A 26,969-nucleotide genomic window follows, 5' to 3' on the forward strand; every position below is an offset into this window, starting at 1 on the left:
AGTACACTGTCTGACATTATCCGTCAACTCTTTTTCCGATAAAAATGGTTGGTTTAATCAATTTATCATAATTTACCCGATTTGTCTGTTTCATTACTAACATAACAGGAATAAATTGTGAAAAATCGATAAATTCATTTCACACCATTCATAGCCAAAACTGTGCTGTTTCAAACATTCCGGGGTATATACATTTTAATGTTTATGATGAATATTATGCAGAGAACCGATACATCAACATTCAGGAGGTGGTTGGCATTGACATGGATGACACTTGAATATATTCTGCGGGTCGTTGTGGCTGGAGTATGCGGCGCCCTGATTGGCTATGAACGCCGCAGCAGGCACAAGGAAGCCGGTATACGGACTCATTTTATTGTATCTGTCGGTGCTTCACTGATGATGGTTATTTCCAAATACGGATTTACCGATATGGGGAATTGGGAAAATGTATCTCTTGACCCTTCCCGGGTCGCTGCACAGATCGTCAGCGGCGTCGGCTTCCTGGGCGCAGGTACCATTTTCATGAATAAGCAAAAGGTAAAAGGACTCACTACAGCCGCAGGCATCTGGGCCACCGCCGGTGTCGGCATGGCGATAGGTGCCGGGATGTACGCAGTAGGTATCGGTGTCACTGCACTTATACTTATCGTCCAATTCGCCATGCATGGCCGCAGCGCCCCTGTACTGGGAGCCAAAACCTATACTTTGTCCGTTAGTCTGGTCAATCATACCGACCCGGTCGAGAACCTGCTGAAGACACTGGAAGACAATGAAATCTATATCGTCAAATTATATTCCGAGACAACTGCCCCTACCCAGAGTAATTCGGATATTCCCGATACGCATATAGAATCGGAAATCCAGCTCAAGATGGAAATCAAATTCCCTACTTCGATGCGTACATCGGATGTTATGCTGATCCTGCAATCCCAGCCTGATGTGCGCAAGATCCAACTGGAGTAGATCGATGATTCCAGCGGGAATAGATCATGAGTCCCCGACAGACTATAGGTTGATAGGGCGGAATCGGGTATAGCGTCCTACTGATTTTTGTCGCTGAAGCAGCAGATATACTAAACGATATTGAAAGCCGCGCACAGCAGAAAGACTCCATTCTTTGATCGGAATGGAGTCTTTCTGCTGTGGGACGTACCTGTCATTTTTGCTGCTCCAGCATTTTGATCTGGTTCATATGATTGAGAATATACAGATAGTGTTCGGATTTCTTGTCCCCGTTATAGATCAGTTCATCGATATTCTGGTTCTGCTTGCTGGACAGATCGGCAATATTGGAAATGTTCTTGGCAATATCATTGATACTTTTGAGCTGCGAAGACTTCACCGCCTGCAGCTGCCGATTGACCTCTGCTTCTGCCGTCATTACACTCTCGAAGCTTTCGGCCGAACGCTGCATCGTATCACTGGCTACTTTGACAATATCTTTGCCCTTATTGGATTCCAGACGGATCGAATCGAGAATCTTGCTCATGTCTCCGAGCAGATCAAGAATATCTGTAGCACTCTTTTTGGTCGTATCGGATAGTGATTTAATTTCGCTCGCTACAACAGCGAAGCCTTTGCCCGCCTCGCCTGCACGCGCAGCCTCAATGGAGGCATTCAGCGACAGCAGGTTGGTTTGGGTCGCAATATTGGTGATCGTGCTGGCAAACTGATTGATCTCTTTATATTTTACTTCGATCGCATTGAATACAGCCACCATGTTCTCGAAAACACCGGAGACTTCATTCATATTGCCGGCAGACTCGTTGACCAGATTCTGCGTATCGACAATGGTATCCTGGGAGACTTCAATACTGGATGCAACCTCATTGATGATCGTTTCTGTTTCTTTATCCAGCTCATGCAATACATTTTCGATACTTTTGATTTCTTTGGTCGTTTCGTTTAATGAAGCTGCAGCCTGCTTGAATCCATAGGTGATATTGCGCTCTTCGGCCAGCACAAGCTGAATATTCTTCTCGATTTCATGGCTGAGCATGTATACATAGGGCAGCGCCGTAAATGGCTTTTCCGCCTGCAGTTCTTGGTTGTCCGGTCCAGCATTGATCACATCTGTCTTTTTTATTTTAAATACGCTTTTCAGCATCTTGGTTCCCCCCTATTCAAACGCCAAAAGTACCATCGTCTGGTTGAAATGCTTATTGTGGATCTGTTCGCCGTAACTGATAAAGCCGGCCTGGTTGCGGCTGACGCTCAGCAGCTTGTCGTCCAGGCTTTTCCATGTGTTCTCGCTTTTGAATTTGAGGCTGCGCAGAATGCAGTGAACCGACAGGATAAAGGCTGGCTTGAATTCCATCGCATTCAGCGTCTCTTGGAAACACTGGTGTACATCGAGCGGCTGCAGTACATCCACATACGTATTCGGAGCAATCTGCGAATAGAAGGTAATCGACTTGTCCGGGTTTACTTTCATCGGAGAAGTAATATAGGTGCTGTCTTTGATCACTTTGCCGAGCGGATTATTCATAAATGCCTTTTCCAGCTGATTCTCCGGTATACCGAGTACATTCGCATACTCTACCGCTGCAGGACGATTGTTGAAGGTGCGCACGAGACGATTCAGCGGCTCTGCATCGGTAACAAGCAGACGCTGTCCGGTCGTATAATAGAGATTTTCCTTGAGCAGCTGTGTCCGTCTTGGCCAGTTAAAGTAAAGAGCTACCCCGTTCACTTTGCGGCTGCCAATATATACAGCCGTCTCCTTGAACTTCACGTAGTCGCCGGAACTGCCGCCGATTACCTTGAACTTCTCATCCATAAAAAACAAAGTGGTCATGACGCTTTCTTCCTGTCCGGACAATCCATCATATAGAATAAACATGAATGCATTTTTGTTGTTGCGGACCTTATTGTAGCCGGATTGAAGCTCGTCGATGCTGAGAATGGCAGGTGATTTGATCTCAATCACGTCTACCAGATCACGCTGGTAGGCAAATCCGCTGATCACGCCTTCTTTGAATCCTTCGGACGTGTATTCGCCAGCTGTAGAGCACAGTATAACATGCTCTGTAGCAAAGGTACTCATCTCTTTGACATTCTCGACCGTGGTGAACAAGACAATGCCTTTGTCAGGATTAGACTGAATATATTCCCTGGCCTGGCCGGTTGTTTTAAAATATAGGGATTTCATTGTATCTTCCTCTCATTACAGAAATATGGACCAAAGCGTCATACCCGGTATTTGCTGAATCATAGACATTATTTTTTTGATAATTAAGTTAGTTTAATACTTATCGGCACAAACACATATTACCTGAGCGCTATAGCTATACTTTCTGTCCAAATAAAAAAGTCATTCCACAAACGATGAATCCTGCTTATATCGTTTGCAGAATGACAATGTCATTAGCAATTTATTTAGTTATCGGCTATTACCCGACTTAATTTTATACAAACTAATAAAATAGCGACAAATTTCGTCAAAATCAGTCAACCGTTTAGAAACGCTGCTTTAGTTTATCGAACTGCTCACGTACCCGATCGCGGATATCTTCTGCCTTGTCCTTGAATTCTTCCAGGCGCTGGCTTCGCATGCGCTCCCGGGCTTCTTTCTCAAGTTCGCGCTCTACCTCACGTGCCTGATCAACTTCGGCGCTGACTTCATTGACATCCCTCCGCATCATAAATTCGGGGTCCAGCGGATTCAGCACCTGATTGAGTCCATTCATATTCTCTTCCTGTACAATCGCGATCAGAGCCAGCTGTCCTTCATCCAGCTGCCGAACGGTCGCTTGAATCATGCCTACATCGTCGGACAGCTTGTCTGCTGCCATGGAAGCTCCGATCATGGAGCCAATACTGCCGCCCAGCAGCACGCCCAGAGGCCCGCCGAGTATGCCGATGAGCGAACCGAGCAGACCTCCGGTGATCCACTTGCCGGCTACCGCTCCATCTGCGCTGAATCCGTCTTTGAACTGTACCTGCCCGCCTTCTTTTTTGACAATTGCCGCTTCCAGTACCGTAAATTGTTCACTAAGCCGCAAATTCTTGAGTTCGGATAGCGCCTGATACGTTTTACTTTCTTCTTTGAATACGACCGTCATTACATTTTCCATCATGCACCTGCTTTCTTTGTCAGAAGATTGGATGACCAGAAGATTATATGTGTTCTATGTATATTACCCGTTTGCAGGTGCGCAAATAATCGGTTAGGTGAAGAAGATGTGATTATTGCGAAGGTAGCTAAGTATATGTATGTTATTAAGCATTTATAAGAGTGACTTTTGTTGGAGAATGAAATGAGCATAACTAAAAAAGCTGATCCATTAATCGGTCGAGTCAGCTTTTTGATTACGCTCCATGAGTAGAGACCATTCTTTTAATACTTTAAGTAATTCCGGATATTCGGTGAACTCACTTTTCTTGTTGATCTGATTAGCGATAGCGAGACATTTGGACATGTATTCGATACCTTTGGAGTAATTTGCCTGGCGGAAATGGTATACGGCGAGCTGGCGATATAGCTTTTCCATCATATCCATTGTGTTGGCATTATCGTAATAATTATCTTTTAAATGGGCATCGCTTTCGATATATTCGAGATGCTGCAATAACGTTGCATATACATCATCAAGAGAAAAGTCATGCTTGTTAGCTGCTTGCAGAACAGTAACCATGCCCGGCAAAATTTCATGAGGATGCTGTTCGAGAAATTGCAGGTATTCTGGAAGCCTGGATATATTCCCCATTAAAACATGTAAATTCAATTCATTTGCTCTAGCATAAATATGAATTCTATTCATTTCTTCTTTCCCTACTTCATCAAAGCTTTCGAACCATGTAAGGTCTTTGTAATATTTAATATAAGTTAATGCTTTTTCATATTCCCCTTGCTCTTCCCAAGCTGTACCATTAATCATATATCCATGCGCATAATATACTATAAGAGAACGTTTGGTTTTTAAATAAGGCTCTCCATTTTTCTTGATCTTCATATGCAATTGCTCACTATAAACCTTAAATGCCAGTTCTCGCATTTCTTCACAATATTTACAAATTTTTCTCCAATTACGATGAATGAAATAAATACTGATACATTTTAATAATGCATCTAATCTATAACCAATTTCTAATTCTTTATAGTAAGCTTCCAATCGGATTGCAGCACGGAGTCTGGCTTCTACATCATTATCATCAGTAGTAAGAAAGAAAATACGATAATGGCTAATTATATTACGTTCACTATGACGATTTTTTTCATTTTTAATGACAGTTTCATAAAATAAAATCAACTCTTGGCGCTGACCTTCTGTATACCAATGTTCGGCTAAATTAAATATATGCGATACTTGAGATTCATCTTCTATAAGCGAATTTAGTATTTTTTCTACTTTTTTAGAAAAGTTTAATTGAATACATCTATGTAATAGAGGCTTCAATTTTTTCCAGTGAGGTGTATGATCCTGGAAGTATTCCTCAATATAATGATCATAAAACCATCCTTCGGGATAGCCTAAAGCTTGAGTAATTTTATCTAGATGATCAATAGAAGGTAATTTGGAAGCATCTTTTCCTAACACAACACTTAAAGTTCCGCGATTGATACCGGTTAGTTGGCTGATTTTATTTAAATTAAGATCTTTGCTATTTAATTCGTTAGTGATCACAGTATGGAAATAGAACTTTCTCATAATATAAATTCTCCAGATCTAATAAACAATTTCACTGCGTTATCCAAATATAATATAAAAAAAGCATCAAAACCTAAGTTTTGATGCTTTTTTTATTTAGCCGCCTGCGCCATGACCTAATGTAGTAGCCCCTGTATTAAGGATATCCAATAGTATCGGACTCAAAATTAACAAACTAACCATTTGAGGAGTCAATAATCTTGCTAATATACGCTTCTTCAATTCTTAACACCTCTTTCATAAATTGATGGTACTTCTCTAATTGGAAGTCGGTTGCGTACCGTCTGTATAATTCAAACAGTGAGACGCAAGATATTAAATCTTTTTTGCTATTAGCTCTTACACTTAAGGATATACATTTAATAATATTATCTATAGCTTTATTATAGCTATGCTCTTTAAAGAAATAAATAGCCAGTTTTTTATATAAACTTATATACCTTTCCATACTCATATCACTTTGGTAATAACCATTTTTTGTTTGAAGATCTTGTTCCATTTTCACTACTTCACCTAAAAATTCTTCAATAATACAATCAATTGCAAAATCATATTTGTTTGCTGCATCTATAACAAATAGTAAACCTGGTAGCATTTCATTAACATCATTTCTGAGTAATTCTAAGTATTCAGAAAGACTTTCTTTATTTCCACTCAAAAGATTTATGGCCAGAAAATTAGCTCTGGCGAAACTTGATAATTTATTCACTTCTTTTTTGCCATCTTCGTATAGACCTTCAAACCAACTTAAATCTTCATATTTTTGAATGTATTTTAAAGCTTCATTATAACGTTCTTGTAAGAATAGAGCATTACCTTTCATAAGATAACCTTGTCCATAATATACAACAAGATGACGCTCTGTTTTTAAGCCTTTCTCATCCTCTATATCATTGCTTATATGAAGCCTATTCTCATAAACATAGCTTGATAATTCCCGTAACTCATCTGCAAAAAATTCTGCCTTTTCCCACATATGTTGATTGTAATAAACATTTATAAGCTTCAATAAACCATCCAATCGAAAACCCACAGGCAATTCATGCCGATACGGTTCAAAGGTGATCGCTGCACGAAGATTGTTTTCAAAGTTCTCGCTTTGGCTCAGACGGAAGATGCGATAATGGCTAATAGCCAGACGTTCCGCATGACGGTATTTCTCGTTTACAGTAACATAACGATAGAAAGGTAGCAGTACCTGCCGATAGCCTTCTTCATACCATTCTTCGGCAGCATCAAATACAGCGGCCGTCTGGCTGCAATCTTCCATCAGGCGATGAAGTGCCTTGTCGATGAGTTCTTCTTTGTCCAACTGAATACAGCGGTACAGGAAATTCTTGAGTCGCCGCCAGTGAGGGACTTCCCGGTCAAAGCACTCTTCCAGGTATAGTTCATACAGCCATCCTTGCTCATAGCCTAGCGCTTCGGCGATCTTGTCCATCTGGGGAATAGAAGGCAGCTTGGAAGGGTTTCCATTAAGAATTAGGCTGAGTGTTCCCCGATTCATGCCGGATACCTGGCTAAAGCGGCTTAGATTATATCCTTTTTGCTGGAGTTCCTGCTCTACAATGGAACGAATATTAAGCGTGTTCTGCATATTCCGTCTCTCCTTACTTCACCTGGTAAATATACTACCACAACTGTATATTTCAACGCACTTATTTTATATTATTAAAATTTTAGGAATCATCTATTTGTGACTGTATTACCTGCAATCTGATTATTAAGTTATCTGTTTATTTGTTATTTTTTGGCTTTCTCTATGTTCTGCATTTCTTTGAAATCATAAGTATACATTCCATTATTACCATATAGTGTAATACATGTTGCCTTCGATAAGGATTCTGATTTTAAGGCAACATCATATAAAGAAACCTCGAAGCACCAAAGGAACTTCGAGATTTCGAGGATTACATTTTTAATTTGCTGCTATCGTAAATGCAGGCATTCCGATTAAATTCATTCAGTGTCTGATCCAGCTGCTGAGACTTGACCAGTACACGGTGATCCGAGAATCCGTATTGTTCTACCAGATAATGAAGTTCTTCACGCTCCTGTTCAATCCTTTTTAGGCATCCGATCATGTCCACCTGTCATCCCTTCCTCTGATTCCATAGTCTTCTTTTATATTCATCTTATTTATTGGTTTGAAGTTACCGTTAGCTTCATAAGGGTACATCCTACTCTTGGTAAAGCTGCGCTTAACGACCAGCTGCCAGCAATTTTGCGGTAAAGACGACTATTATTTATATCGGCGGACAGGCTTTCAAAATTTGTATTATTTTTATGTATAATCCCATATTTATGTAAAAAAACAGACAGCAACCTTTCTCAGTATCATACTGTTGAGAAAAGTTGCTGTCTGAATGACTGTCAGCAGAGAGCAAAAGGGTGTAGAAGTACATCTATTGCTTCATTTTGACAATGATTATTCGTCTGCTTGACCCTGAATAAGCTCAGGATATACTGCTGTAATCACAGCATATCCAATATGCTACTTCTTTACTCGGTAACTGTACCATATACGAGTGTTGGTGCATCAGCATGATCAGCGATGCGGATATTCTCGTACAGCATAGCCATTACATCGTCCACATTCTCGCGGTTGGAGTGGATCGTTACGAGAGATTCGCCAGCTTTGACGGAGTCGCCTACTTTTTTGTTCAGCATCAGGCCTACAGCCAGATCGATTTCGGATTCTTTGGTTGCGCGCCCTGCGCCGAGCAGCATTGCTGCTGTACCGATCTCATCAGCTACCAGTTCAGCTACCACACCATCCTGCTTGGCAGGTACTTCGATATGGAATTTCGCTTGTGGCAGACGTTCCGGATGATCCACGACAGAGGCATCGCCGCCCTGATTAGCCAGGAACAGTTTGAATTTCTCCAGCGCTTTACCGTTGGCAATGACTTCTCTCAGTTTTTGCTCTGCTTCTTCCAGGGAACTTGCTTTGTTTGCCAGGAAGACCATTTGGCTGCCCAGTGCGAAGCACAGTTCTTCCAGATCTTTAGGACCTTGTCCTTTGAGTGTATCGATTGCTTCCTGGATCTCCAGGGAGTTACCGATCGCCAGACCCAGCGGCTGGCTCATGTCGGAGATAACCGCCATTGTTTTACGGCCTACGTTGTTACCGATGCTTACCATAGCATGTGCCAGTTCTTTGGCATCTTCCGGTGTTTTCATAAATGCGCCTGCGCCTGTTTTAACATCCAGTACAATTGCGTCTGCACCAGCAGCGATTTTCTTGCTCATGATGGAGCTTGCGATCAGCGGAATCGAGTTGACTGTAGCTGTTACGTCACGCAGTGCATACAGCTTTTTGTCGGCAGGCGTCAGGTTACCGCTTTGTCCGATAACAGCGATTTTGCTTTCATTCACCAGCTTGATGAATTCGTCTTTGGTAATCTCCACGTGGAAACCTTCAACTGCTTCCAGCTTGTCGATCGTACCGCCGGTATGTCCTAGACCGCGTCCGGACATTTTGGCTACAGGGATATCCAGAGCTGCTACGAGTGGAGCGAGTACCAGAGTCGTTGTATCGCCTACACCGCCTGTAGAGTGCTTGTCGACTTTGACACCTTCGATAGCGGACAGATCAATCGTCTCACCGGAGTTCACCATAGCCATCGTCAGATCTGCACGTTCACGCTCGGTCATATCCTGGAAGAATACAGCCATGTTAAACGCACTCATCTGATAATCCGGCACATCTCCGTTGGTATATCCTTCAACAATAAAGTTGATTTCTTCTGTAGTCAGTTCTTTACCATCGCGTTTTTTCTCAATCAGGTCTACCATTCTCATCGTTAAATCTCCTCACTTATAATGAAATATTTGACATGAACCTAACATCCTGGGAAACAGCGGCAGAGCATCCAACCGCTAATCGGGTTAGGATCAGATGCTGCTGTGCTGTATGCAATTCGGGAAATGCTGGTTTATGCTCTTCGAGAGTGATCTTGCTGCAATCTTCTCGTCCTCATGGAGCCACCATTTCCCGGCTATTTTTGTTTCTTACTGAATGCTTGCTCTCTTATTTTTGAAAAGAGATCGCTGCATCCAGAGCGACTTCCATCATCTCGTTGAAAGTGGTTTGTCTTTCTTCGGATGTGGTTTCTTCGCCTGTCAGCAGATGGTCACTTACTGTCAGGATCGTCAGAGCGTTTACACCGAACTTGGCAGCCAGTGTGTACAGCGCGCTCGTCTCCATCTCTACACCAAGTACGCCATATTCCATCAGACGGCCTGTGATCGTTTTGTCGTCACGGTAGAAGGAGTCCGAGCTGAAGATGTTACCTACATGCAGATTCAGACCCTTTTCCACACCGCGATCATAAGCTGCTTTGAGCAGTGGGAAGCTGGCAACCGGTGCAAAGTTGTATCCACCGAAGATGTGGTTATTCATGCTGGAATCGGTGCTTGCCGCTTGAGCGATGATTACATCGCGCACTTTGACATTCTCCTGCATACCGCCACATGTACCTACACGGATCAGGTTCTTCACGCCGTACTCGCTGATCAGCTCGTTTGCGTAGATGCTGATCGATGGCAGACCCATACCTGTGCCTTGTACAGAAATGCGTTGTTCTTTGTACGTACCGGTGAAGCCGAGCATACCGCGTACTTCGTTATAGCAAGTTACATCTTCCAGATACGTATCGGCGATGTATTTGGCGCGCAGGGGATCTCCCGGCAGCAGGATTGTTTCGGCGATGTCGCCTGGTTTTGCAGCAATATGAACACTCATTTGTGTATACCTCCAAAGTAAAATTAGTGTCATGGTTGTGCTACAGCGCTCCGTAAATGGATCGGCGTCGTGTCTCTGTTAAAAATGAATATCCTGAATGACTGCCTTCAGCAGTCGATATTCATTCTTAAAGGAGACTCTCCGTCCGTTCCATTCACTTCGCTAGGAGCACCCTGACTACTTTTACAAAAGTCATTAATCACAATTCGTTAAACCCGAAAGAAAATAAAGTTCTCTTTCAAACGACGTAGCAGTGCTAATTACTGCTTGTCTATGCCTCGATCTCTTACTTGAGATCGGACAGGAAGCTCTCGCCGTATTCAGGCATTTTGACGCCAAAGTTCTCGGCTACGGTTGCAGCGATATCGGCGAAAGTTTTGCGTAGTGGAAGTTCTTTGCCACCATTTGCAAAACGTTTGGAGTAGACGAGCAGCGGCACGTATTCACGGGTATGATCGGTTCCGGTGTAGGTTGGATCGTTGCCGTGATCGGCGGTGATGATCAGCAGATCATCTTCTTCCATTTTCTCGAATACTTCTGGCAGACGTGCATCGTATTCTTCCAGTGCGTCCGCATAGCCTTTTGGATCGCGGCGATGACCGAACAGGGCGTCAAAGTCGACCAGGTTCAGGAAGCTCATGCCATGGAAGGGCTTGGACAATACATTTACCAGCTGATCCATGCCATCCATATTGGATTTGGTACGGATCGACTCGGTTACGCCTTCGCCGTCGTAGATATCGGAGATCTTGCCGATTGCGATAACATCCAGTCCTGCATCCTGCATAGCATTCATCGTCGTCGGTCCGAATGGCTTCAGGGCGTAGTCATGACGGTTGGATGTACGGGTGAACTTCCCTACTTCACCGACAAATGGACGTGCAATAATGCGGCCTAGCATGTACGGATCATCCAGTGTAATCTCGCGGCAGAATTCGCAAATCTCATACAGTTCCTTGAGTGGAACCACATCTTCGTGCGCAGCGATCTGCAGTACGGAATCCGCAGAAGTATAAATGATCAGCGCGCCGGTCTTCACATGTTCTTCGCCCAGCTCGTCGATAATCTCGGTACCGCTGGCTGGCTTGTTGCCAATCACTTTGCGGCCTGTTTTCTCCTCGATGCGCTGAATCAGCTCATCCGGGAATCCATCAGGGAATACGCGGAACGGTGTATCGATATACAGTCCCATGATCTCCCAGTGACCTGTCATGGTATCTTTACCGCGGGAAGCTTCCTGCATTTTGGTGTAGTAAGCGAGCGGTTGCTCTGCTACCGGAACGCCTTCAATTTCGCTAATATTGGACAATCCCAATTTCGCCATGTTCGGCATATTCAGTCCGCCGTTCTCACGAGCGATATGTCCGAATGTATCGACATCAACGTCGCCGAATTCTGCAGCATCCGGTGCTTCACCGATACCTACTGAATCCATTACTACCAAGTGTACGCGTTTGAATGGTGTCATCGTTTATTACTCCTTTCAAAATAGACAGCTTGTTGAATCATACGCCATTTCATACAGGATATAACACCCTGTAGTCATGCTCAAACAGCAGGGCTGCCCGAGAAGTACGATTCAACAAGCTGATAAGCTGTAAAATTGTGCAAAGGACTATTTTACAACAGATAAGTTACGATTGGAAATACTCTTTCTTACAGGAACAGACCGGCAATGATCGCAGACAATACGCTGACCATGGTCGCGCCGTACAGCAGCTTCAGACCGAACTTGGCTACTTCGTTACCTTTCTTCTCGTTCAGGCCTTTGACCGCACCGGAAATGATACCGATCGAAGAGAAGTTAGCAAAGGATACCAGGAATACGGATACGATACCGATCGTACGTGCGCTCAGCTCGGTATGTTTACCCAGATCCAGCATCGCTACGAATTCGTTGGATACCAGCTTGGTCGCCATCAGACTACCTGCGGTAACCGCTTCGCTCCAAGGTACACCCATGATGAATGCAAACGGTGCAAATACATAACCCAGCAATTCCTGGAACGTGATATGGAAGATCAGATCGAACAGTCCATTGATCATCGCGATCAAGGCTACAAAACCGATCAGCATCGCAGCTACCGTAATAGCAACTTTGAAGCCGTCCATGATGTACTCGCCCAGCATTTCGAAGAAGCTTTGTTTCTCTTCTTCCTGTACTTCCAGTATATCTTCTTCCGGCGTTACACGATACGGATTAATGAGTGACGCAATGATGAAACCACCGAACAGGTTGAGTACAAGTGCTGTTACTACATAACGCGGCTGCAGCATGACCATGTAGGAACCTACGATGGACATCGATACAGTCGACATCGCAGAAGCACACAGCGTATACAGGCGGTGCTTCGGCAGCATACCGATTTGTTTTTTCACAGAAATGAATACTTCAGATTGTCCCAGAATCGCGGATGCTACCGCGTTATAGGATTCCAGCTTGCCCATACCGTTGATCTTGCTCAGTACCAGACCGATGTAACGAATAATGAACGGCAGAATTTTGAAATACTGCAGAATACCGATCAGTGCAGAGATGAATACGATTGGCATCAGAACGCTGATAAAGAACGGCGTGGAGCCTTCCTTGTAGGCAAAACCGCCAAATACAAAGTCCGTACCCTGATGCGCATATCCGAGCAGATGATTAAATATGGTCGAGAAACCGCCGATCAACCATGCACCTGCTGTAGTGTTAAGCAGGATAAAGGCCAATATCGCCTGGAGCACAATCATGATGATGAGCGGACGATAGCGGATATTTTTCTTGTTATTGCTTGCAATATAAGTCAATCCGAATACTACGAGAATACCAATAATAGCGATAAGATATTTCATAAACGATTAGCTCCTATTCTAAGTCTGCATCCAATATGGTGCAGGAACCCGTTCATCACGGTCGATATTGTAACTTGCTGTGAAAAATTTGCGAAACACTTTCTCTACACTCATGAAGCGCTTACATTGTTTGCCAAAAGAATGAGTCCTATCTGGATTATTCTTTTGAAAATGATAGGGCCAGATGAATCATCTGGCTTGTACGGATCAAAAGCAGGTCTTACTTTTTATCCATATCTTTGGCCTGGAAATATCCCGGCAGAATCTCGGATACGCTCCACTCGGTAACATCGCCTTTGAGGTTCGTCAGATAGACGCGGGTATTCTCGTCGCTGAATTCCGCAATAACCTGGCGGCAGGCTCCACATGGAGATACCGGGCCATCTGTGTCGGCTACGATTGCAATCGCATCAATCTTGCGAATGCCTTCGGAAGCGGCTTTGAAGATCGCTGTACGTTCTGCACAGTTGGTCAGTCCGTAGGAAGCATTCTCAATATTGGCTCCACCGTACACTTTGCCGTCTGCAAGCAGCGCCGCACCAACCTGGAAGTTGGAATAAGGTACATAGGCATTCTGGCGTGCTTCAATAGCTGCCTGAATCAGTTGTTCTTTCATCGTACTAGCCTCCTTGGGCATAAAAATTGACGATAATGAAGCCGGAAAGCCAGACTGCCGGAAGGTTGCCACTTGGATGAATGGTCAAGGTGTACTGCAACCTCCGACAGTCTCTCTGTCCTGTGTAATTCCTGATTCCATGTCAGTGTTCCCTATTTGGCAAAGGAACAACCGACCTGGAAAGGTACTGTGAATTAGTAATCCGAAGTGGCTTGGCCACCTTCCATGATTTTCACACCGGAGCTTGCGCCGATACGTGTTGCGCCGGCTGCAACCATCTGGTTCAGGTCTTCCAGGCTGCGTACGCCGCCGGAAGCTTTGACACCTACGTCAGGTCCTACCGTTTTGCGCATCAGGGCGATATCTTCTGCTGTTGCTCCACCAGTGGAGAATCCAGTCGATGTCTTCACAAAGTCTGCTCCAGCTTGAACAGACAGTTCGGAAGCGCGAACTTTCTCTTCATCGGTCAGCAGGCAAGTCTCGATGATTACTTTCACCAGTGCTTTGCCTTTGGCAGCATTCACAACCGCCTGGATATCACGCAGTACCAGATCGTTGTCGCCGTCTTTGAGAGCGCCGATGTTGATAACCATGTCGACTTCGGTTGCACCGTTCTCGATCGCGTTAGCTGCTTCAAAAGCTTTTACTTCCGGAGTGTTCGCTCCCAGAGGGAATCCGATAACCGTACATACATCCACTCCGCTGCCTTTGAGCTGCTCTGCGCAGTAAGCTACCCAAGTAGGGTTTACACAGACAGAAGCAAACTGGTATTTTCTCGCTTCATCTGTCAGTTTGGTGATTTCCGCCTTTGTTGCGTCCGCTTTCAACAATGTATGGTCAATAAGTTTGGCCAAATTCATATGTGTATCGCTCCTTTAAACTATTCATAATTTCATACGCTTGTTATTACCCTGGATAACAAATTACATGCTGTGTATATGGCAAATCTGTTGTAATCCTTGTTTGCATTAACATCATAGCACTGGTATGAACAAATGTAAAACAGTTTTTGAAAGTTTGTTCAGAGACGGACGAACATTCGTCAGAAGGGGAAAACTATTGTATGATAGCACAAAATTCGTGGATTGGCATGTGAATTTTTCGTGAGGGGTTTGTGGATGGTTTGTGAGTTGTTAAATGCTGCTTGGAGAGCTGGATGAATATGGACTTCACACACTACAAAAGAAGTAACCATTTCAATATATATATTAATATTATTTATTTTTTGTCTAATCTTTTAAAATTAAAATTTGAACCAATCATAAACTAATTTAATAAAATTCAGTAGAGATGTTTAATTTTACATTTATATAATAACCTAAGATTTATAAAGAACTTATGGTGTTAATCTTCATTAATTAAAAATTATTATTGGCTTATTATGCTAGAAGACTTTGTAGAGACGTTAACCATGAATTTTTTTTGAGGTATTCCTAGTTCTTTTGTTGTATATAAAAGATAAATATTATCATTGTTTGTAATTTCAAGTTTCACCCAATGATTTGTTTTCTTCACTCCTAATCCTATAATTTCATTAGTTTTAATATTAATAGGTATGTGAGTCACTTCCTCAGTCTTTAAATCTTTAAGGTAAAGTTCTGCCGAACTATTTTTTTGAAATAAATTAATCAAATCAATATGGTATTCATATTTTTGATCAGCAGTAATTTTAACTGAATCACTTTCTATTTTTTTATTTATCCAACCATGATTTTTTACACTATTAACTAAAGCAATAGAAATTAAGAGGGTTATTATTAGAGATATGCTAAAACCTATATAATCTAATTTGCTTGTTGGGTTCCATCTTTTAATAAGAATTAGGACAAATAGTGAGTCAAATAATAGAAGAGGAACTCCTACATACCATAGATAGGCAGTACCTATAATATCCATACCTCGTTGAAAATATGCAGTGGCACCAGTAATAAACCAAAAAAAGCATATAAGGCTAGTTATAATAATAATTAAAAGTGTAATTTTCAGCGCACCCTGCATAATAATTATTAACTCCTTTTGTTTAATAAATTCTAGTCTAGACAGTATCAAGTAGCTATCTAGACTAGATTAAATAGATAATACTTATCATAAGGCTTTAAAATGCAACTTTTTATTTTACTTTTCACTTGTTTTAATATTTTAAATAATTTTCTTAAAAAGATCCTCCAGAGCCTGAATACCAATATCTTCCTTTATGCAAAACCGGTTCAATATACTTCTTCCATATTTTCACGTCACTATGCATCGTAGAATGTGATTCGATTTTTGTGCCTTGCTCTCCATCTTTAGCATATATATTATCTGCATTATCAAATTTCCTTGTCAATGTAGTTCCTGCTAACCACCAGTGTCCTGCCATATCTCCCTGTACTATATCTCTTTCATTATAAACATTTATATGTTGTCCTACCTTGGTCTCCAATTGATATTCTCTTACTGGGGTTGCAATAGTAACTAAAGTGTCTACAGGTACTTTATCTTTTAATAAGTTTGCGACCATAATTGCTACATTACCTCCATGACTATGTCCGATTAATCTTACTGGTTCATTAGGATGATCCTTTTGCCATGCATAAATTCTGCCAGCAAACTCTTCAGCTGCATCCGAACGTGCTTTTTTATTATTTTCACCTGACCAATTTAACTTCTCACTTGTTTCATTGAATACCTTCTCAATATAATCAACAAATTCAGGTTTCCAAGTATTCCCGTCAGAAAAAGTTCCATGAATTAACCAAGCTTTATTTCCATAAGGATCAATATGAATCAGTGGGTTATTATGAACGTAAGTATAAACGTTCAAACTTAAGGGATTTGTAAGTTCCCCTTCATATGTGTCTTCATTCAAAAATCTCCCAATACTTGGATCATAATATCTTGATTTTAAATAATATAATCCTATCTCTCCGTCATATATCTCTCCAGCATACTTAAACTCATTTGTTACCGTCTCTTTTTGCTGTGTAATGTTCCCCCACTCATCATAACGATAGCTGTTCACGAGACTACCATTTGTTCCAATCATCTGTACGACATCACCATGTCCATTGTACAAATAATAGTAATCCTTCTTATTCGTTTGGTCTTTTTTGACAAGTACCCGGTCACCGCGAATATAGCTGGATGCTGTACCATCAGCAGTTTTGTCAGAGACCACCTTACCGGCTCCATTATAACCGTAGTGGGTAACTTTAGTTCCGGTAGTTTTTTTGGCTCGTAATCCGCCTGGTAAATATTCAAAGTTAGTTTTGCCTTTAGTTGTGGTTGTAGATGTTAATGTATTCTGCAGATCATACGTATAGCTTGCTGGCTCTGTCTCCGGCAGTTCCTGGGTATCACTCATCGTCCTGCGGTTACCACGCAAGTCATACGTATACTGGGTCTCGCTGCCGTCGGCTCTTTTCACTACTGTGAGACGATTTAACTTGTCATATGCATATGTGGAAGTCTGAGCTGCACCGCTCTGCACTTGTTCTTTGATCCCTGTAATGTTGCCGTTGGCATCGTACTGATAGTTATATACTGACAACAATTGATCGCCTTTTGCATTGGTCAGTCGGGACAATCGATTCAGTGGATCGTAGCTCATGCTCTCACGCAAGGTCGTTCCATCCGACAGGGTAGGGAACGTGATACTGCGTACTTGACCGAGCGGTGTGTAGTCATATTGAACATTCGCTGTCTTGGCCGTTGTACGGGTCTGGCCGCCGTTGGTCTGAATCTGGGTTAGACGGGATTTATCGTAGCCATAGTTGGTGAACAGGCTATTGCCATTCAAGCTATTTTTTTGGCTCATGATCCGATCCAGCGGATCGTATGTCACATTCAGCTGTGCATTGTATCCATTGGCTGTCGAGACCAGATTGGTGACCCGATCCAGCTTATCGATGGTACTTGTCTGCGTGGCTGTTTTGGTACCATTCAGGTATAGTTCATGACGATCGGTAAGCAGATTACCGTCACTGCCAAAGATGCTCTTGGTCTGCAGTGTGCTACCGTCTGTCCCTTTCAGAGTGGCTAGAGTATTTTGACCGCGTTCATCATATTGATAATTCGTCACGGTGCCATTGCGATCCGTTTGCTGATCGTTAAGACCACGCTGATTATATGTCAGATCGGTACTGTTACCGGATGGATCGGTCTTCTTGGTCATTTGGCCAAGCTCGTTGTAATCCTTGCTGTACAGGGTCTCACTTTTGCCTGTTGTATCGCTAATGGTTACGTTGGACAAACTGCCCAGCCCGTCGTATCCATAACGGCTCGTCTGATCCATCGCGTCCTGTACAGAAGTCAGACGGTTCAATCCGTCATACGTAAAGACTGTAGTTACACCGCTGCTGTTGCGGTTATTATTCGGATCGATATAAGACAGCACGTTCCCTACTAGATCATACGTATAGCTCTCTCTGATTGGCTGGCTGCGAGCTGATCCATCCTGGTAAGCGAGCATTCCTGTCATATGTCCATATGCATCGTAGGATTGCTCCACATAGTTAAGTTGTATCGCTGTATTGCCCGGGTTGGAGCGATAGGCAGCTACCTGATCGGCTGCAACAGCAAATCGTTTGGCTTTATGCTGAGTCAGCTCGGCTTTATTCACAAACAGGTTGCCCTGGGCATCTGTAAATTCCATCTGCTGGCCCCATGCGTCGTAGGCTGCAGTCTGGGTATTGCCAGCCGGGTCTATTGCATAGACGGCACGCCCCTGATCGTCCGGATGATACTGGGAACGGGTCCAGCCATTGGTGCCATTGTACGTTTCATCGACACGCAGGAAGCCCATACCATCATAATAGGAAGACTGGCGTGTGAGTATGGTCGTCGCACCTGTTGATGTATTGGTATATTGACGGATGCTGTCCACTCGCATCGTCAGGATACCGCTATTAATGCTATCTGCCTCAGTACTGTAAGCACGATTGGTGTAGGCATACTGGTCTTCTACTGCGTACACGGTGCCATCCAGATTAGTGATCGATGGAGAGACAATCCGGGTTGGTCGGCCGAGAGCATCGTAGGTCGTCGTTGTTTTGCGTCCATCGCTGTCTATTTGCTCTGTCACCAGACCGGTGCCGCTATCGTATTTCATCGTCTGACGGACGGTTTGTGTGTTTTTGCCTGCATTGGTCAGCGTCTGGGTCTGTTCGGTTGGATAGGCATAGTTATAATCGGCACCGAATGTTGTCGTGACGCTGGTGTTCATACCATCGCGCACCTTGCGAGTTTCAGTGACTTTTTGGATCTGGTTTGGACCCGATGGTGCAGACTCATAGCTATAGTTGGTTACTTCTCCCGCGGCATTGGTTGTACTTTGCAGACGACCAGAGGTGTTATAGCTGTATTGTTCGCTGATTTGTTTGTTATCGCTTTGATACCATGATTTGCTGAGTGGCAAATGATACGTCGGATCATAGGTATAGTTTATAGTATGACGCGCTCTAGTATCAGCGTTGTTATAGTCGCTTTCCAGCAGGTCATCGGTTTCGGCTGATGTGCCACCCCAGTCGGTATAGGTAATATCCTTGTAACGAGTGATGGTGCCGTTCGCATCCTGTTGAATTGTTTGGATCTTGGTAGGGTTATATTCATAAGTTGGATCAAATTGCTGATAATTCGTTGTAACTGTCTCGCCTTGAGCTGTTTTGGTCTCTTTCGATAACAACAGGTGTTTACCATTGTAATGACTGGTAATTCTTGTCTCACCGGATGCTGTATTACTCTTGACGTGGGCAGTCTGATAATAATGATAGAGACTATAATCCAGTCCACCCCATGAATTAAAAGTATTACGATATTTGGTATAGTCTCCTTCATACGTATAATCAACCTGATTCATTTTCGTTCCCTGGCTTCCGTTTGCAAGAAGAGGCGCATCATAGCGTGAACGAATTCTATATTCTATACTTTCTCCGAAATCAGCTGGCATACGTTCTACTGTCTCATAGTCATAATGCGTAATAGATCGAGGTGAATTGACCTGACTTAATAAGAAATAAGGTTCTTCTACAAAGTCCACTCCACCCTTAAACCTAAACTTCGCATTCACCAGATTATAATCAAAAGTTTGCTTTTCCTGCATATTGTTAGTAATACTTTGCAGTATCGGTACATACCCTTGATCTTGCTGATTTTCGATTAACTTAGCCCGGCTTTTGGTATAGATTACTTTTTGCTGGGGCTGACCCTGCGGATTATATACGGTAACAATGATATTCTCTCCTTGGAACTCATCGCCCTGATTCAATTTGGTCTCATAATCAAACGTGACTTTGCGTCCAAGCGTATCGGTAATATAGGATGGTACGAATCCACCCCAGCCTACGGATACATCGGAGTTCACTTTTCGATCCTGATAGTGGTACGTAATTGTATTACCATACCTGTCTACTTTGCCAATAAGCAAGCCAAAGGAAGAGAAGTATTCCTTGGTTCCATCCAGATGTTTTACCAGTATACATGCTTGTAATTCTCCATTGGAAAATTGCTCATTTTGAGGAATCACTTTGGTAAATACTAAAAGACTACCACTCTCTTTCTTCACCTCGACAGTAAATGAAGAGTACGTATTAAATTCATAGCTCTGTCCTGTGCCGGAATGGTAAACATACTGAACATTATTACAGTTAGGTGATCCACCCTCTATGGAAGGCAATTGAAAAGACCATCCCATCCCCAGATCATTTCGCTCATAAGTATAGCTGCGTTTGTATATACTGGCACTACGTTTTTTGGAAGATTTTCTGGTATAAGGCGAAGTGTCTAAAGAATCATAATGTACTCCAATATTCAGATCCAGACCATCACGTCCCGGCAAATGGATCTGTGTAGCATCCCATGACAAACTTCCGGTTGAAGTACTGATACTTTCTGTATTTTCTGGATTCTCATCATATTGCTGTTTGCCCAGATTATCGATTCGTTGATCATTAATCATATCGTCTAATGCACTTTGCAGTGCTGCCGACAGCGTCATTGCAGGAGCGCTGGAATCATCAGCTGTCAATCCTCGTATCGCATGTAGACCTTGTGTAGAGAGCACTGGTCCATATGTATCATCCTGTACGTTTCTGTATACATCTTCCGTAACTGATGTTTTGCTGTATTGTTGCTCCAGTTCTGCCCATTTTATTTTCTGCTCCTGGTAATCCTGCCATATCTGATCGCCATCTCTGCCTGTGAGGCGATACAGATATTCAATCCAGTAAATATCAACAGGCTCTGCTCCATCTTTGAGCAGCAGATAAATCTTTTCTTCTCCCAGTTCAGTGATTGCTTCTGGTTCTGGAAGTCCCGCAATCTCCGATTGAATAGCAAAGGAATTCATGTGAAAGTTAGTTTCCGGGTAATCCAGCTGCTTGATCTTCGCTTCCAATGCGTCCATTTCAGGATCAGTTTCTTCGTATACATCTCCATATACACTTTTGGCAACTGTCGTCCATTGGTCTGGATCTGTATCCTGTGCCGCTGCAGTGCGGCTTGGTGGTTGAACGGAAGAGAGTGTTTCTTTGGATACAGATTTCGCAGCTGCATATGCTGGTGCTCCAATCATCTCCAGCACCAGCATTAAGCTGAGTATCCACACTACCGGAACTTTTAATCGCTTGATTGTATTCACTTATTTATCCCCTTCGAATCTCTTTTTATTTTTTGTTGGCTGCATGTAAATTAGCAGTGTAATTCCCTTTTTCTACTTTTTTATTCAGCAGATTACCGTTCTTATCATAGATGTATGTAACTTTCTGAGTTGCTGTGTAGGTAGTTATTAATCTGCCATTAACATCATATTCATATACTCTGGTAGATGCAGCAGATGCCGTAAGTACAGCAGAGAATAAGATACTTACCGAAAATAAAACTATTGCAATTTTCCGAAGATAATTTTGAATCATACGAAATCCCTCCTTTCTTATGAGTATGGACGTGTAAATTGGAGCAAAATCAACCATACGTGAATATATAATGTATTAAAAGCCACTCATCCCCTTACAGCGTCTTACAGAAGATTATAAGGCTAGTTTACAAAAATGGGAATTATATATATTGATAAACTTTTATACTTTTTATTTCAATAATTGTACATTCTTCTTCAGATCTAATGACCATATAAAAAAAACCGCTGATTAGAGAATCAGTGGGTTTTTCTACATTGTATATATTCTATTATTTTCTACTTTGCCTGTCCGGCTGTCCATCTCGACTGCACCGTATACAGTACAATTACAACTACAACGAGCAGCGCCAATCCAGAGAAAATATTGCTAAACGTATACGCCTCGCTGAACAGCGCGGCCGGATTCAGATGGAATCCCTGGGCATCGGTATCAATGACTTTGCCAATAATACTCGTCGCCATCGCGCCGGCGATAAAGTTCAGCAGGGAGAACATGCCCATCCCTACGCCTACCTGATCTTTGGTCAGTGTACGGGAGATGGTATTGGACATGGCAATCTGCATAAAGGTCTGTCCCACATTACCGAAGATCAGCAGGAACAGGACTACATATGGCGAGATGCCTACCATGATCGATAAGGTGACAAAACAGATAAAGATCAGCGTCGTAGCAATATACACCAGGTACGAATTACCTTTGCGATCCGCTAATTTACCGCCCTGGCGCCCCAGAATTGCCGAGCAGATCGCTGCCGGGAACATGATCAGGCCAATAATAGCTGGCGATAGTCCATTCAGACTGGACAGAAACTGTGGTGTCAGAAACGGCAATCCAAAGCTCATTCCTGTCGCCAGAAAGGCAATAAACAGACTGAACGAATACTGTCGATTGCGGAACAGCTTGGGCTGGATAAAGGGCTCTTTGGCTGTACGAATACGAATAATGAACAGTACGAGCAGAATAATGCCTATCACCAGACTAATCCAGTTGCTCTGGGAAATAGACAGCAGCAGCAGAGCCACCGTTCCTCCAAGCAGTCCGCCGCCAAGAAAGTCGATCTTCTGCGCAGTGCCTCTGGCATCATCCAGATATTTACGGAAAAATGGCAGAGCGATCAGCGGCAGAATAGACAGCAGGAATAGAAAGCGCCAACTGGCAAAGCTGGTCACGAGTCCTGCTACAATCGGGGCAATGGCAGTACCAAGTGCCAGACCGACTGCTGTCATCCCGAGCGCTGCACCGCGCTTTTCCTGCGGGAAGTAGCGAACGGGCACAATCATCGCTGTAGCCGGAATAACAGCTGCTCCTGCTGCCTGAAGCACGCGACCCAGAATCATCATCCAGAAATGAGTAGCGGTCAGACCGACGATTGAACCGAGTGCGAAGAAGATCAGACCGAATGTCAGCAGATCCTTGAGACGATATTTATCCGCCAGCTTGCCATAGGTGACAGAGCCGACAGCATAGACGATCATATACGCGGTCAGCAGCCAGCTAACCTCGGATGCGCCGATATGGAACTCCTGGCTGATGATCGGCATCACTACATTGAACATGGAGGCATTCATGACGGAGAATACCAGCGTAAAAGCGAGCACCCGCATCAATTTATCGCCGTTTGGATAGGCTTGTTGTTCCTGATTCATGAGGGGATAGATTCCTTTCTGTCATTCAAAATGGATATACACTTACGCTGTAGACAAACAAGCGCATTATAAGCTTGTCAAGATGGATGGTAGACCTGATGTAATTTGGATAATAATCCGGTAAGCTGCTGAAGCTCCTCTGCAGTCAGGGCACTGCGGGAACGCAGCTTGACCTCTTCTACCGCAGCATGAGCGGCCTGGTGAATCTGCTGACCGGATGCAGTCAATTCATTCTGGCGCATACGTGCATCTTCCGGATGGCTACGGCGAATAACCCAGCCTTTTTTCTCCATGCCGTTCATCAGGCTGGTCACGCTGGATTTCTCGATCATCAGCTGTTGTTCCAGTTCTCGGTTGGTCAGACCAGGTGATTGGGATAGAGCATACAGCGCCTGTCCCTGCTGAGGCGTCAGTCCCAGCGGACGCAGTACAGTCTCAATCTCGCGCCGGATCATAATATATAGTACTTTGACGATATGAGCAGGACTGTCCATCATCTCGCTGGAAGGTACAGTACGGGAATCCATAAGTAATCATTTCTTCCTTTCCGGCATGCTATTTCAAATCTACATAACACACGGTATTAGTTCGAACTCGAACCAATATTAGTTTAGTCCGCAACTATTGTCAATACAATGGATAAGATTTTACATTGTAAAATTCAAACAAAAAGCACGGATACCGATAAATCCCGGCTTCCGTGCTTCGTTTGAAACACAAATGTATAGTTTGGATCAAAAACAGGAATATTCTACACCTGGCATAACAGTTTGTACCTATACTATCCACATTTACTATCTACATTGAGATAGTTTCGACCCAGCCCATACTACTTCTGCAAAAAGATAAATAAAAGCAGATATTTGCTATAGCTATGATAGTTTACTTCTATCGACTATGCATGGCTTACGAATATACTGTTATCAGCTCGGCTCCACCCTGCTCGCAGTCGGACTCTTCAAATTTACTTATGGCTTATTTTAGATAATACCGTCCTATGCCTTACTCTATCTACATCCTGCCCTATGTCTCGTTCAGCAGCGCCTGGGCAGTAAACTGGTCAGTAACCAGAATATTCGCATACTTGCCTACCAGTGCCGCTTCAATCGCTTCGATCTTGCGCTGACCACCGGTCACGAGGATCGATTTTTCTTTTTTACGCAGATCGGGCAGATCAATCCCTACCGTCCGGTCATTGATCGCCGGGCTGCAGATATTGCCATCCTTGTCGAAGAAACGGGAGCAGATATCGCCTACACCAGTACGCTGCAGCAGCTGCTGTTCTTCCTTGTTAAAATAGCCCAGCCGGAACAGCAGCGCATCTTCTTTGACCGTACCGACTGTGAACATGGCGATATTCGCCTGTCGGCCCAGTTCGATAATACGCTGGATATGGCGATCTTCCTCGACCATGCGTTTGACTTCAATATTATCGAAAATAACAGGCAAAGGCAGATAGCGTGCGCTCGTATGATACGCTTCGGCGAACAGATTCACCGTCTCGGCTGCATACGTATTCACGTGAGAATGACTAACTCCACCCTTGAGCTGAACGACCTCTACCCCGCGTACCTGCTTCTGCTCCAGCTGACGGGCGACCGAGTACATGGTCGTTCCCCAGGTTACGCCTATAATATCCGAATCCTGTACAATCTCATGCAAATAATCTGCTGCCCGCTTGCTGATATGCTTTTGAATCTCCTTGTATTCGTTAACCGGAGAATAGCATACATGCACGGTATCCAGCTTGTACTTGCGTTTGAGCTGCTCGGCGAGCTCATCCAGATCTTCCAGCGGATCGACAATATTGATCCTCACATAACCTTTTTCCTTGGCATACTGCAGCAGGCGGGATACCGTTGGACGGGACACGCCGAGTCGTGACGCTATCTCCTGCTGGCTGTAATCAGATAAGTAGTATAACCGGGCGGTCTCGATGCTGAGCCGCTGTTTCTCATGATCCATCGTTTCATCCCACATCTCTATCGTGATCTTGTCTGTGCCCTTACATGCACAGATACCGTTTACATATTATACATTTTTCCCAAAATAATTACGATGGTCGGATGCCAAGCATTTCGTGCAGATCGGTATGATGATGTTTACTTGTTTCCTGCTGCTGTACAGTGTCTTTTCACTTCTGAATAGATCTCAAAGTATATTTATCTCTTGTAACAGTGAATTTTCCAGCTTTATTTATATTGTGAACTTTAAATGAATATTATGGAATTTCGTCTTTTTAACGTTTGCAGTGGAACATTTAGGGTATTGGTACTATAGGCTTTGTTTTTCTCAATACAGTTTTTTGCAATACAATGATGGCGTATTCATTTGGAACAGAATAGGGAACTGCTATCGAGTGATCTAGCTGCTCCGATCGCAGAACAATAAGCTGTCCGATCTGCAATTATCTGTACAGAAGAAAAAAGTCAAAACAACTGAATACTGGAGGTATGATTATGTTCACACGTCTTGACCAGATTATGATCGAAATACCGGATGTGGACCGTCCCGACCCTAATGCAGCAGCTGCTGTACAGGAGCTGCTGGGCGGCAAATTCGGCGAAATGTCGACTCTGAACAATTATCTGTACCAGTCTTTTAACTTCCGCAACAAGACCAAGCTCAAGCCATTCTACGATCTGGTAACGAGTATTACCGCCGAAGAACTGGGTCATGTCGAGCTCGTCGCTCACGGGATTAACAAGATTCAAGCCGGCTCAACTTCGTATAAGCAGCCGGATGATACCCCTCTTGATTCAGTAAAAAATGCAAGGCTGAGTTATCCATACCTCGCTGGCGCCCAGGGTGCTATGCCGCGTGACTCCATGGGCCGACCATGGACAGGCGACAATGTGTTCAACAGCGGTAATCTGGTAGAGGATCTGCTGCACAACTTCTTCCTGGAGTGTGGTGCCAGAACACATAAGATGAAAGTGTATGAAATGACTGATCATCCGGCTGCCCGCGAAGTCGTAGGCTTCCTGCTGGTTCGCGGTGGTGTGCACGTTGTAGCGTATGCCAAAGCTCTGCAAATGGCTACCGGCGTGGATGTCACCAAGCTCGTACCTGTTCCTTCATTAAGCAACAAAGCATTCAATGAAGCACGTAAATACGAGGACAAAGGTGTTCATACCAAGCTGTATACTCACAGCACCGAAGACTTCAAAGCGATCGACCAGATCTGGAAAGGTACTCATCCGGAAGATGGTTTGCCACTGGAAGTCATCCATGGCTTCCCTGAAGGTGTGCCTGTACCCGAGTATCCGGAAGTGGAAGAAGAGTTTGCACCAGGCATTTCCCAGGAAGATTTTGCCGAGATTGCCAAACGACTCAAAGCAAACGGCAATATTAAATAAATCCGTATTTACAAGCCTGTACCCTTGTTGGTACAGGCTTTTTTATGCGCTGGCATGATGCCTGACAACCAATTTATTTATTAAATTTTTAACATACGGTTTAATTTGGTTATCAGTGGTTAATAAATAGACGTGAAGAGATAATCGAATACATTTTCCAAACTAACTTACCAGTTTCACGGATATCCATAAGTTATCTTGAAAAATTATTCGAACA

20 protein-coding genes are annotated in these 26,969 nt (G+C 43.5%); 2 read left to right on the forward strand and 18 right to left on the reverse strand.

Features of this window, described 5'->3' with window-relative positions; genetic code table 11:
• Positions 1–267: 267 nt before the first annotated feature.
• Complete coding sequence (locus tag AR543_RS19340) at positions 268–966, forward strand: MgtC/SapB family protein (RefSeq protein ID WP_060536852.1); 699 nt, start codon at positions 268–270, stop codon at positions 964–966.
• A gap of 193 nt (positions 967–1,159) precedes the next feature.
• Here the strand turns inward: AR543_RS19340 and AR543_RS19345 are convergent, their stop codons facing one another.
• From AR543_RS19345 to AR543_RS19430, 18 genes are all read right to left on the reverse strand, one after another.
• Complete coding sequence (locus AR543_RS19345) at positions 1,160–2,110, reverse strand: methyl-accepting chemotaxis protein (protein ID WP_060536029.1); 951 nt, start codon at positions 2,108–2,110, stop codon at positions 1,160–1,162.
• 12 nt (positions 2,111–2,122) lie between these two features.
• Entirely contained in the window at positions 2,123–3,154 is a 1,032-nt protein-coding gene (locus AR543_RS19350; protein WP_060536030.1) for an FIST signal transduction protein, read from the reverse strand.
• A 307-nt stretch (positions 3,155–3,461) separates the two neighbouring features.
• Positions 3,462–4,082 carry a DUF1269 domain-containing protein gene (locus AR543_RS19355; RefSeq protein ID WP_145953932.1) on the reverse strand — a complete coding sequence of 207 codons (621 nt, stop codon included), beginning with the start codon at positions 4,080–4,082 and terminating at the stop codon, positions 3,462–3,464.
• Positions 4,083–4,289: 207 nt separating this feature from the next.
• Positions 4,290–5,654 (reverse strand): helix-turn-helix domain-containing protein, encoded by a 1,365-nt coding sequence (locus tag AR543_RS19360; RefSeq protein WP_060536032.1) that lies wholly within the window; start codon positions 5,652–5,654, stop codon positions 4,290–4,292.
• Positions 5,655–5,829: 175 nt separating this feature from the next.
• On the reverse strand, positions 5,830–7,251 hold the full coding sequence (locus AR543_RS19365; RefSeq protein ID WP_060536033.1) for a helix-turn-helix domain-containing protein: 1,422 nt from the start codon (positions 7,249–7,251) through the stop codon (positions 5,830–5,832).
• Positions 7,252–7,564: 313 nt separating this feature from the next.
• Entirely contained in the window at positions 7,565–7,738 is a 174-nt protein-coding gene (locus tag AR543_RS19370; protein ID WP_145953948.1) for an aspartyl-phosphate phosphatase Spo0E family protein, read from the reverse strand.
• Positions 7,739–8,156: 418 nt separating this feature from the next.
• Complete coding sequence (locus AR543_RS19375; protein WP_017813544.1) at positions 8,157–9,458, reverse strand: pyrimidine-nucleoside phosphorylase; 1,302 nt, start codon at positions 9,456–9,458, stop codon at positions 8,157–8,159.
• A gap of 229 nt (positions 9,459–9,687) precedes the next feature.
• On the reverse strand, positions 9,688–10,401 hold the full coding sequence (gene deoD / locus AR543_RS19380; RefSeq protein ID WP_060536034.1) for a purine-nucleoside phosphorylase: 714 nt from the start codon (positions 10,399–10,401) through the stop codon (positions 9,688–9,690).
• Between the two features lie 286 nt (positions 10,402–10,687).
• Positions 10,688–11,869, reverse strand: coding sequence for a phosphopentomutase (gene deoB / locus AR543_RS19385; protein ID WP_060536035.1), 1,182 nt, complete (start codon positions 11,867–11,869; stop codon positions 10,688–10,690).
• 188 nt (positions 11,870–12,057) lie between these two features.
• Entirely contained in the window at positions 12,058–13,239 is a 1,182-nt protein-coding gene (locus AR543_RS19390; protein WP_060536036.1) for a NupC/NupG family nucleoside CNT transporter, read from the reverse strand.
• Between the two features lie 220 nt (positions 13,240–13,459).
• Positions 13,460–13,855 carry a cytidine deaminase gene (locus AR543_RS19395; protein ID WP_017813540.1) on the reverse strand — a complete coding sequence of 132 codons (396 nt, stop codon included), beginning with the start codon at positions 13,853–13,855 and terminating at the stop codon, positions 13,460–13,462.
• A 194-nt stretch (positions 13,856–14,049) separates the two neighbouring features.
• On the reverse strand, positions 14,050–14,715 hold the full coding sequence (gene deoC, locus AR543_RS19400) for a deoxyribose-phosphate aldolase (protein ID WP_017813539.1): 666 nt from the start codon (positions 14,713–14,715) through the stop codon (positions 14,050–14,052).
• 508 nt (positions 14,716–15,223) lie between these two features.
• Positions 15,224–15,853: a hypothetical protein gene (locus AR543_RS19405; protein WP_060536037.1), complete on the reverse strand. Its 630-nt coding sequence runs from the start codon at positions 15,851–15,853 to the stop codon at positions 15,224–15,226.
• 154 nt (positions 15,854–16,007) lie between these two features.
• Positions 16,008–21,470: an RHS repeat-associated core domain-containing protein gene (locus AR543_RS19410; protein ID WP_145953933.1), complete on the reverse strand. Its 5,463-nt coding sequence runs from the start codon at positions 21,468–21,470 to the stop codon at positions 16,008–16,010.
• 25 nt (positions 21,471–21,495) lie between these two features.
• Complete coding sequence (locus AR543_RS19415) at positions 21,496–21,744, reverse strand: RHS repeat domain-containing protein (RefSeq protein ID WP_060536039.1); 249 nt, start codon at positions 21,742–21,744, stop codon at positions 21,496–21,498.
• 278 nt (positions 21,745–22,022) lie between these two features.
• Positions 22,023–23,393 (reverse strand): MFS transporter, encoded by a 1,371-nt coding sequence (locus tag AR543_RS19420; RefSeq protein ID WP_060536040.1) that lies wholly within the window; start codon positions 23,391–23,393, stop codon positions 22,023–22,025.
• Positions 23,394–23,470: 77 nt separating this feature from the next.
• Entirely contained in the window at positions 23,471–23,920 is a 450-nt protein-coding gene (locus AR543_RS19425; protein WP_060536041.1) for a MarR family winged helix-turn-helix transcriptional regulator, read from the reverse strand.
• 496 nt (positions 23,921–24,416) lie between these two features.
• Positions 24,417–25,358 (reverse strand): DNA-binding transcriptional repressor DeoR, encoded by a 942-nt coding sequence (locus tag AR543_RS19430; protein WP_060536042.1) that lies wholly within the window; start codon positions 25,356–25,358, stop codon positions 24,417–24,419.
• 494 nt (positions 25,359–25,852) lie between these two features.
• Here AR543_RS19430 and AR543_RS19435 point away from each other — a divergent pair, with 494 nt between their 5' ends.
• Positions 25,853–26,752: a manganese catalase family protein gene (locus AR543_RS19435; RefSeq protein WP_060536043.1), complete on the forward strand. Its 900-nt coding sequence runs from the start codon at positions 25,853–25,855 to the stop codon at positions 26,750–26,752.
• Positions 26,753–26,969 lie beyond the last annotated feature (217 nt).

Origin of the sequence: Paenibacillus bovis, assembly GCF_001421015.2 — a bacterium.
GTDB lineage: Bacteria > Bacillota > Bacilli > Paenibacillales > Paenibacillaceae > Saccharibacillus > Saccharibacillus bovis.

Coding starts and splice junctions, on each gene's coding strand:
- AR543_RS19435 (WP_060536043.1), top strand. CDS start 25,853: ATGTTCACACGTCTTGACCAGATTATGATCGAAATACCGGATGTGGAC.
- AR543_RS19345 (WP_060536029.1), bottom strand. CDS start 2,110: ATGCTGAAAAGCGTATTTAAAATAAAAAAGACAGATGTGATCAATGCT.
- AR543_RS19375 (WP_017813544.1), bottom strand. CDS start 9,458: ATGAGAATGGTAGACCTGATTGAGAAAAAACGCGATGGTAAAGAACTG.
- AR543_RS19365 (WP_060536033.1), bottom strand. CDS start 7,251: ATGCAGAACACGCTTAATATTCGTTCCATTGTAGAGCAGGAACTCCAG.
- deoC (WP_017813539.1), bottom strand. CDS start 14,715: ATGAATTTGGCCAAACTTATTGACCATACATTGTTGAAAGCGGACGCA.
- AR543_RS19370 (WP_145953948.1), bottom strand. CDS start 7,738: ATGATCGGATGCCTAAAAAGGATTGAACAGGAGCGTGAAGAACTTCAT.
- AR543_RS19420 (WP_060536040.1), bottom strand. CDS start 23,393: ATGAATCAGGAACAACAAGCCTATCCAAACGGCGATAAATTGATGCGG.
- deoB (WP_060536035.1), bottom strand. CDS start 11,869: ATGACACCATTCAAACGCGTACACTTGGTAGTAATGGATTCAGTAGGT.
- AR543_RS19430 (WP_060536042.1), bottom strand. CDS start 25,358: ATGGATCATGAGAAACAGCGGCTCAGCATCGAGACCGCCCGGTTATAC.
- AR543_RS19390 (WP_060536036.1), bottom strand. CDS start 13,239: ATGAAATATCTTATCGCTATTATTGGTATTCTCGTAGTATTCGGATTG.
- AR543_RS19360 (WP_060536032.1), bottom strand. CDS start 5,654: ATGAGAAAGTTCTATTTCCATACTGTGATCACTAACGAATTAAATAGC.
- AR543_RS19355 (WP_145953932.1), bottom strand. CDS start 4,082: ATGATGGAAAATGTAATGACGGTCGTATTCAAAGAAGAAAGTAAAACG.
- AR543_RS19405 (WP_060536037.1), bottom strand. CDS start 15,853: ATGCAGGGTGCGCTGAAAATTACACTTTTAATTATTATTATAACTAGC.
- AR543_RS19340 (WP_060536852.1), top strand. CDS start 268: ATGACACTTGAATATATTCTGCGGGTCGTTGTGGCTGGAGTATGCGGC.
- AR543_RS19415 (WP_060536039.1), bottom strand. CDS start 21,744: ATGATTCAAAATTATCTTCGGAAAATTGCAATAGTTTTATTTTCGGTA.
- deoD (WP_060536034.1), bottom strand. CDS start 10,401: ATGAGTGTTCATATTGCTGCAAAACCAGGCGACATCGCCGAAACAATC.
- AR543_RS19395 (WP_017813540.1), bottom strand. CDS start 13,855: ATGAAAGAACAACTGATTCAGGCAGCTATTGAAGCACGCCAGAATGCC.
- AR543_RS19350 (WP_060536030.1), bottom strand. CDS start 3,154: ATGAAATCCCTATATTTTAAAACAACCGGCCAGGCCAGGGAATATATT.
- AR543_RS19425 (WP_060536041.1), bottom strand. CDS start 23,920: ATGGATTCCCGTACTGTACCTTCCAGCGAGATGATGGACAGTCCTGCT.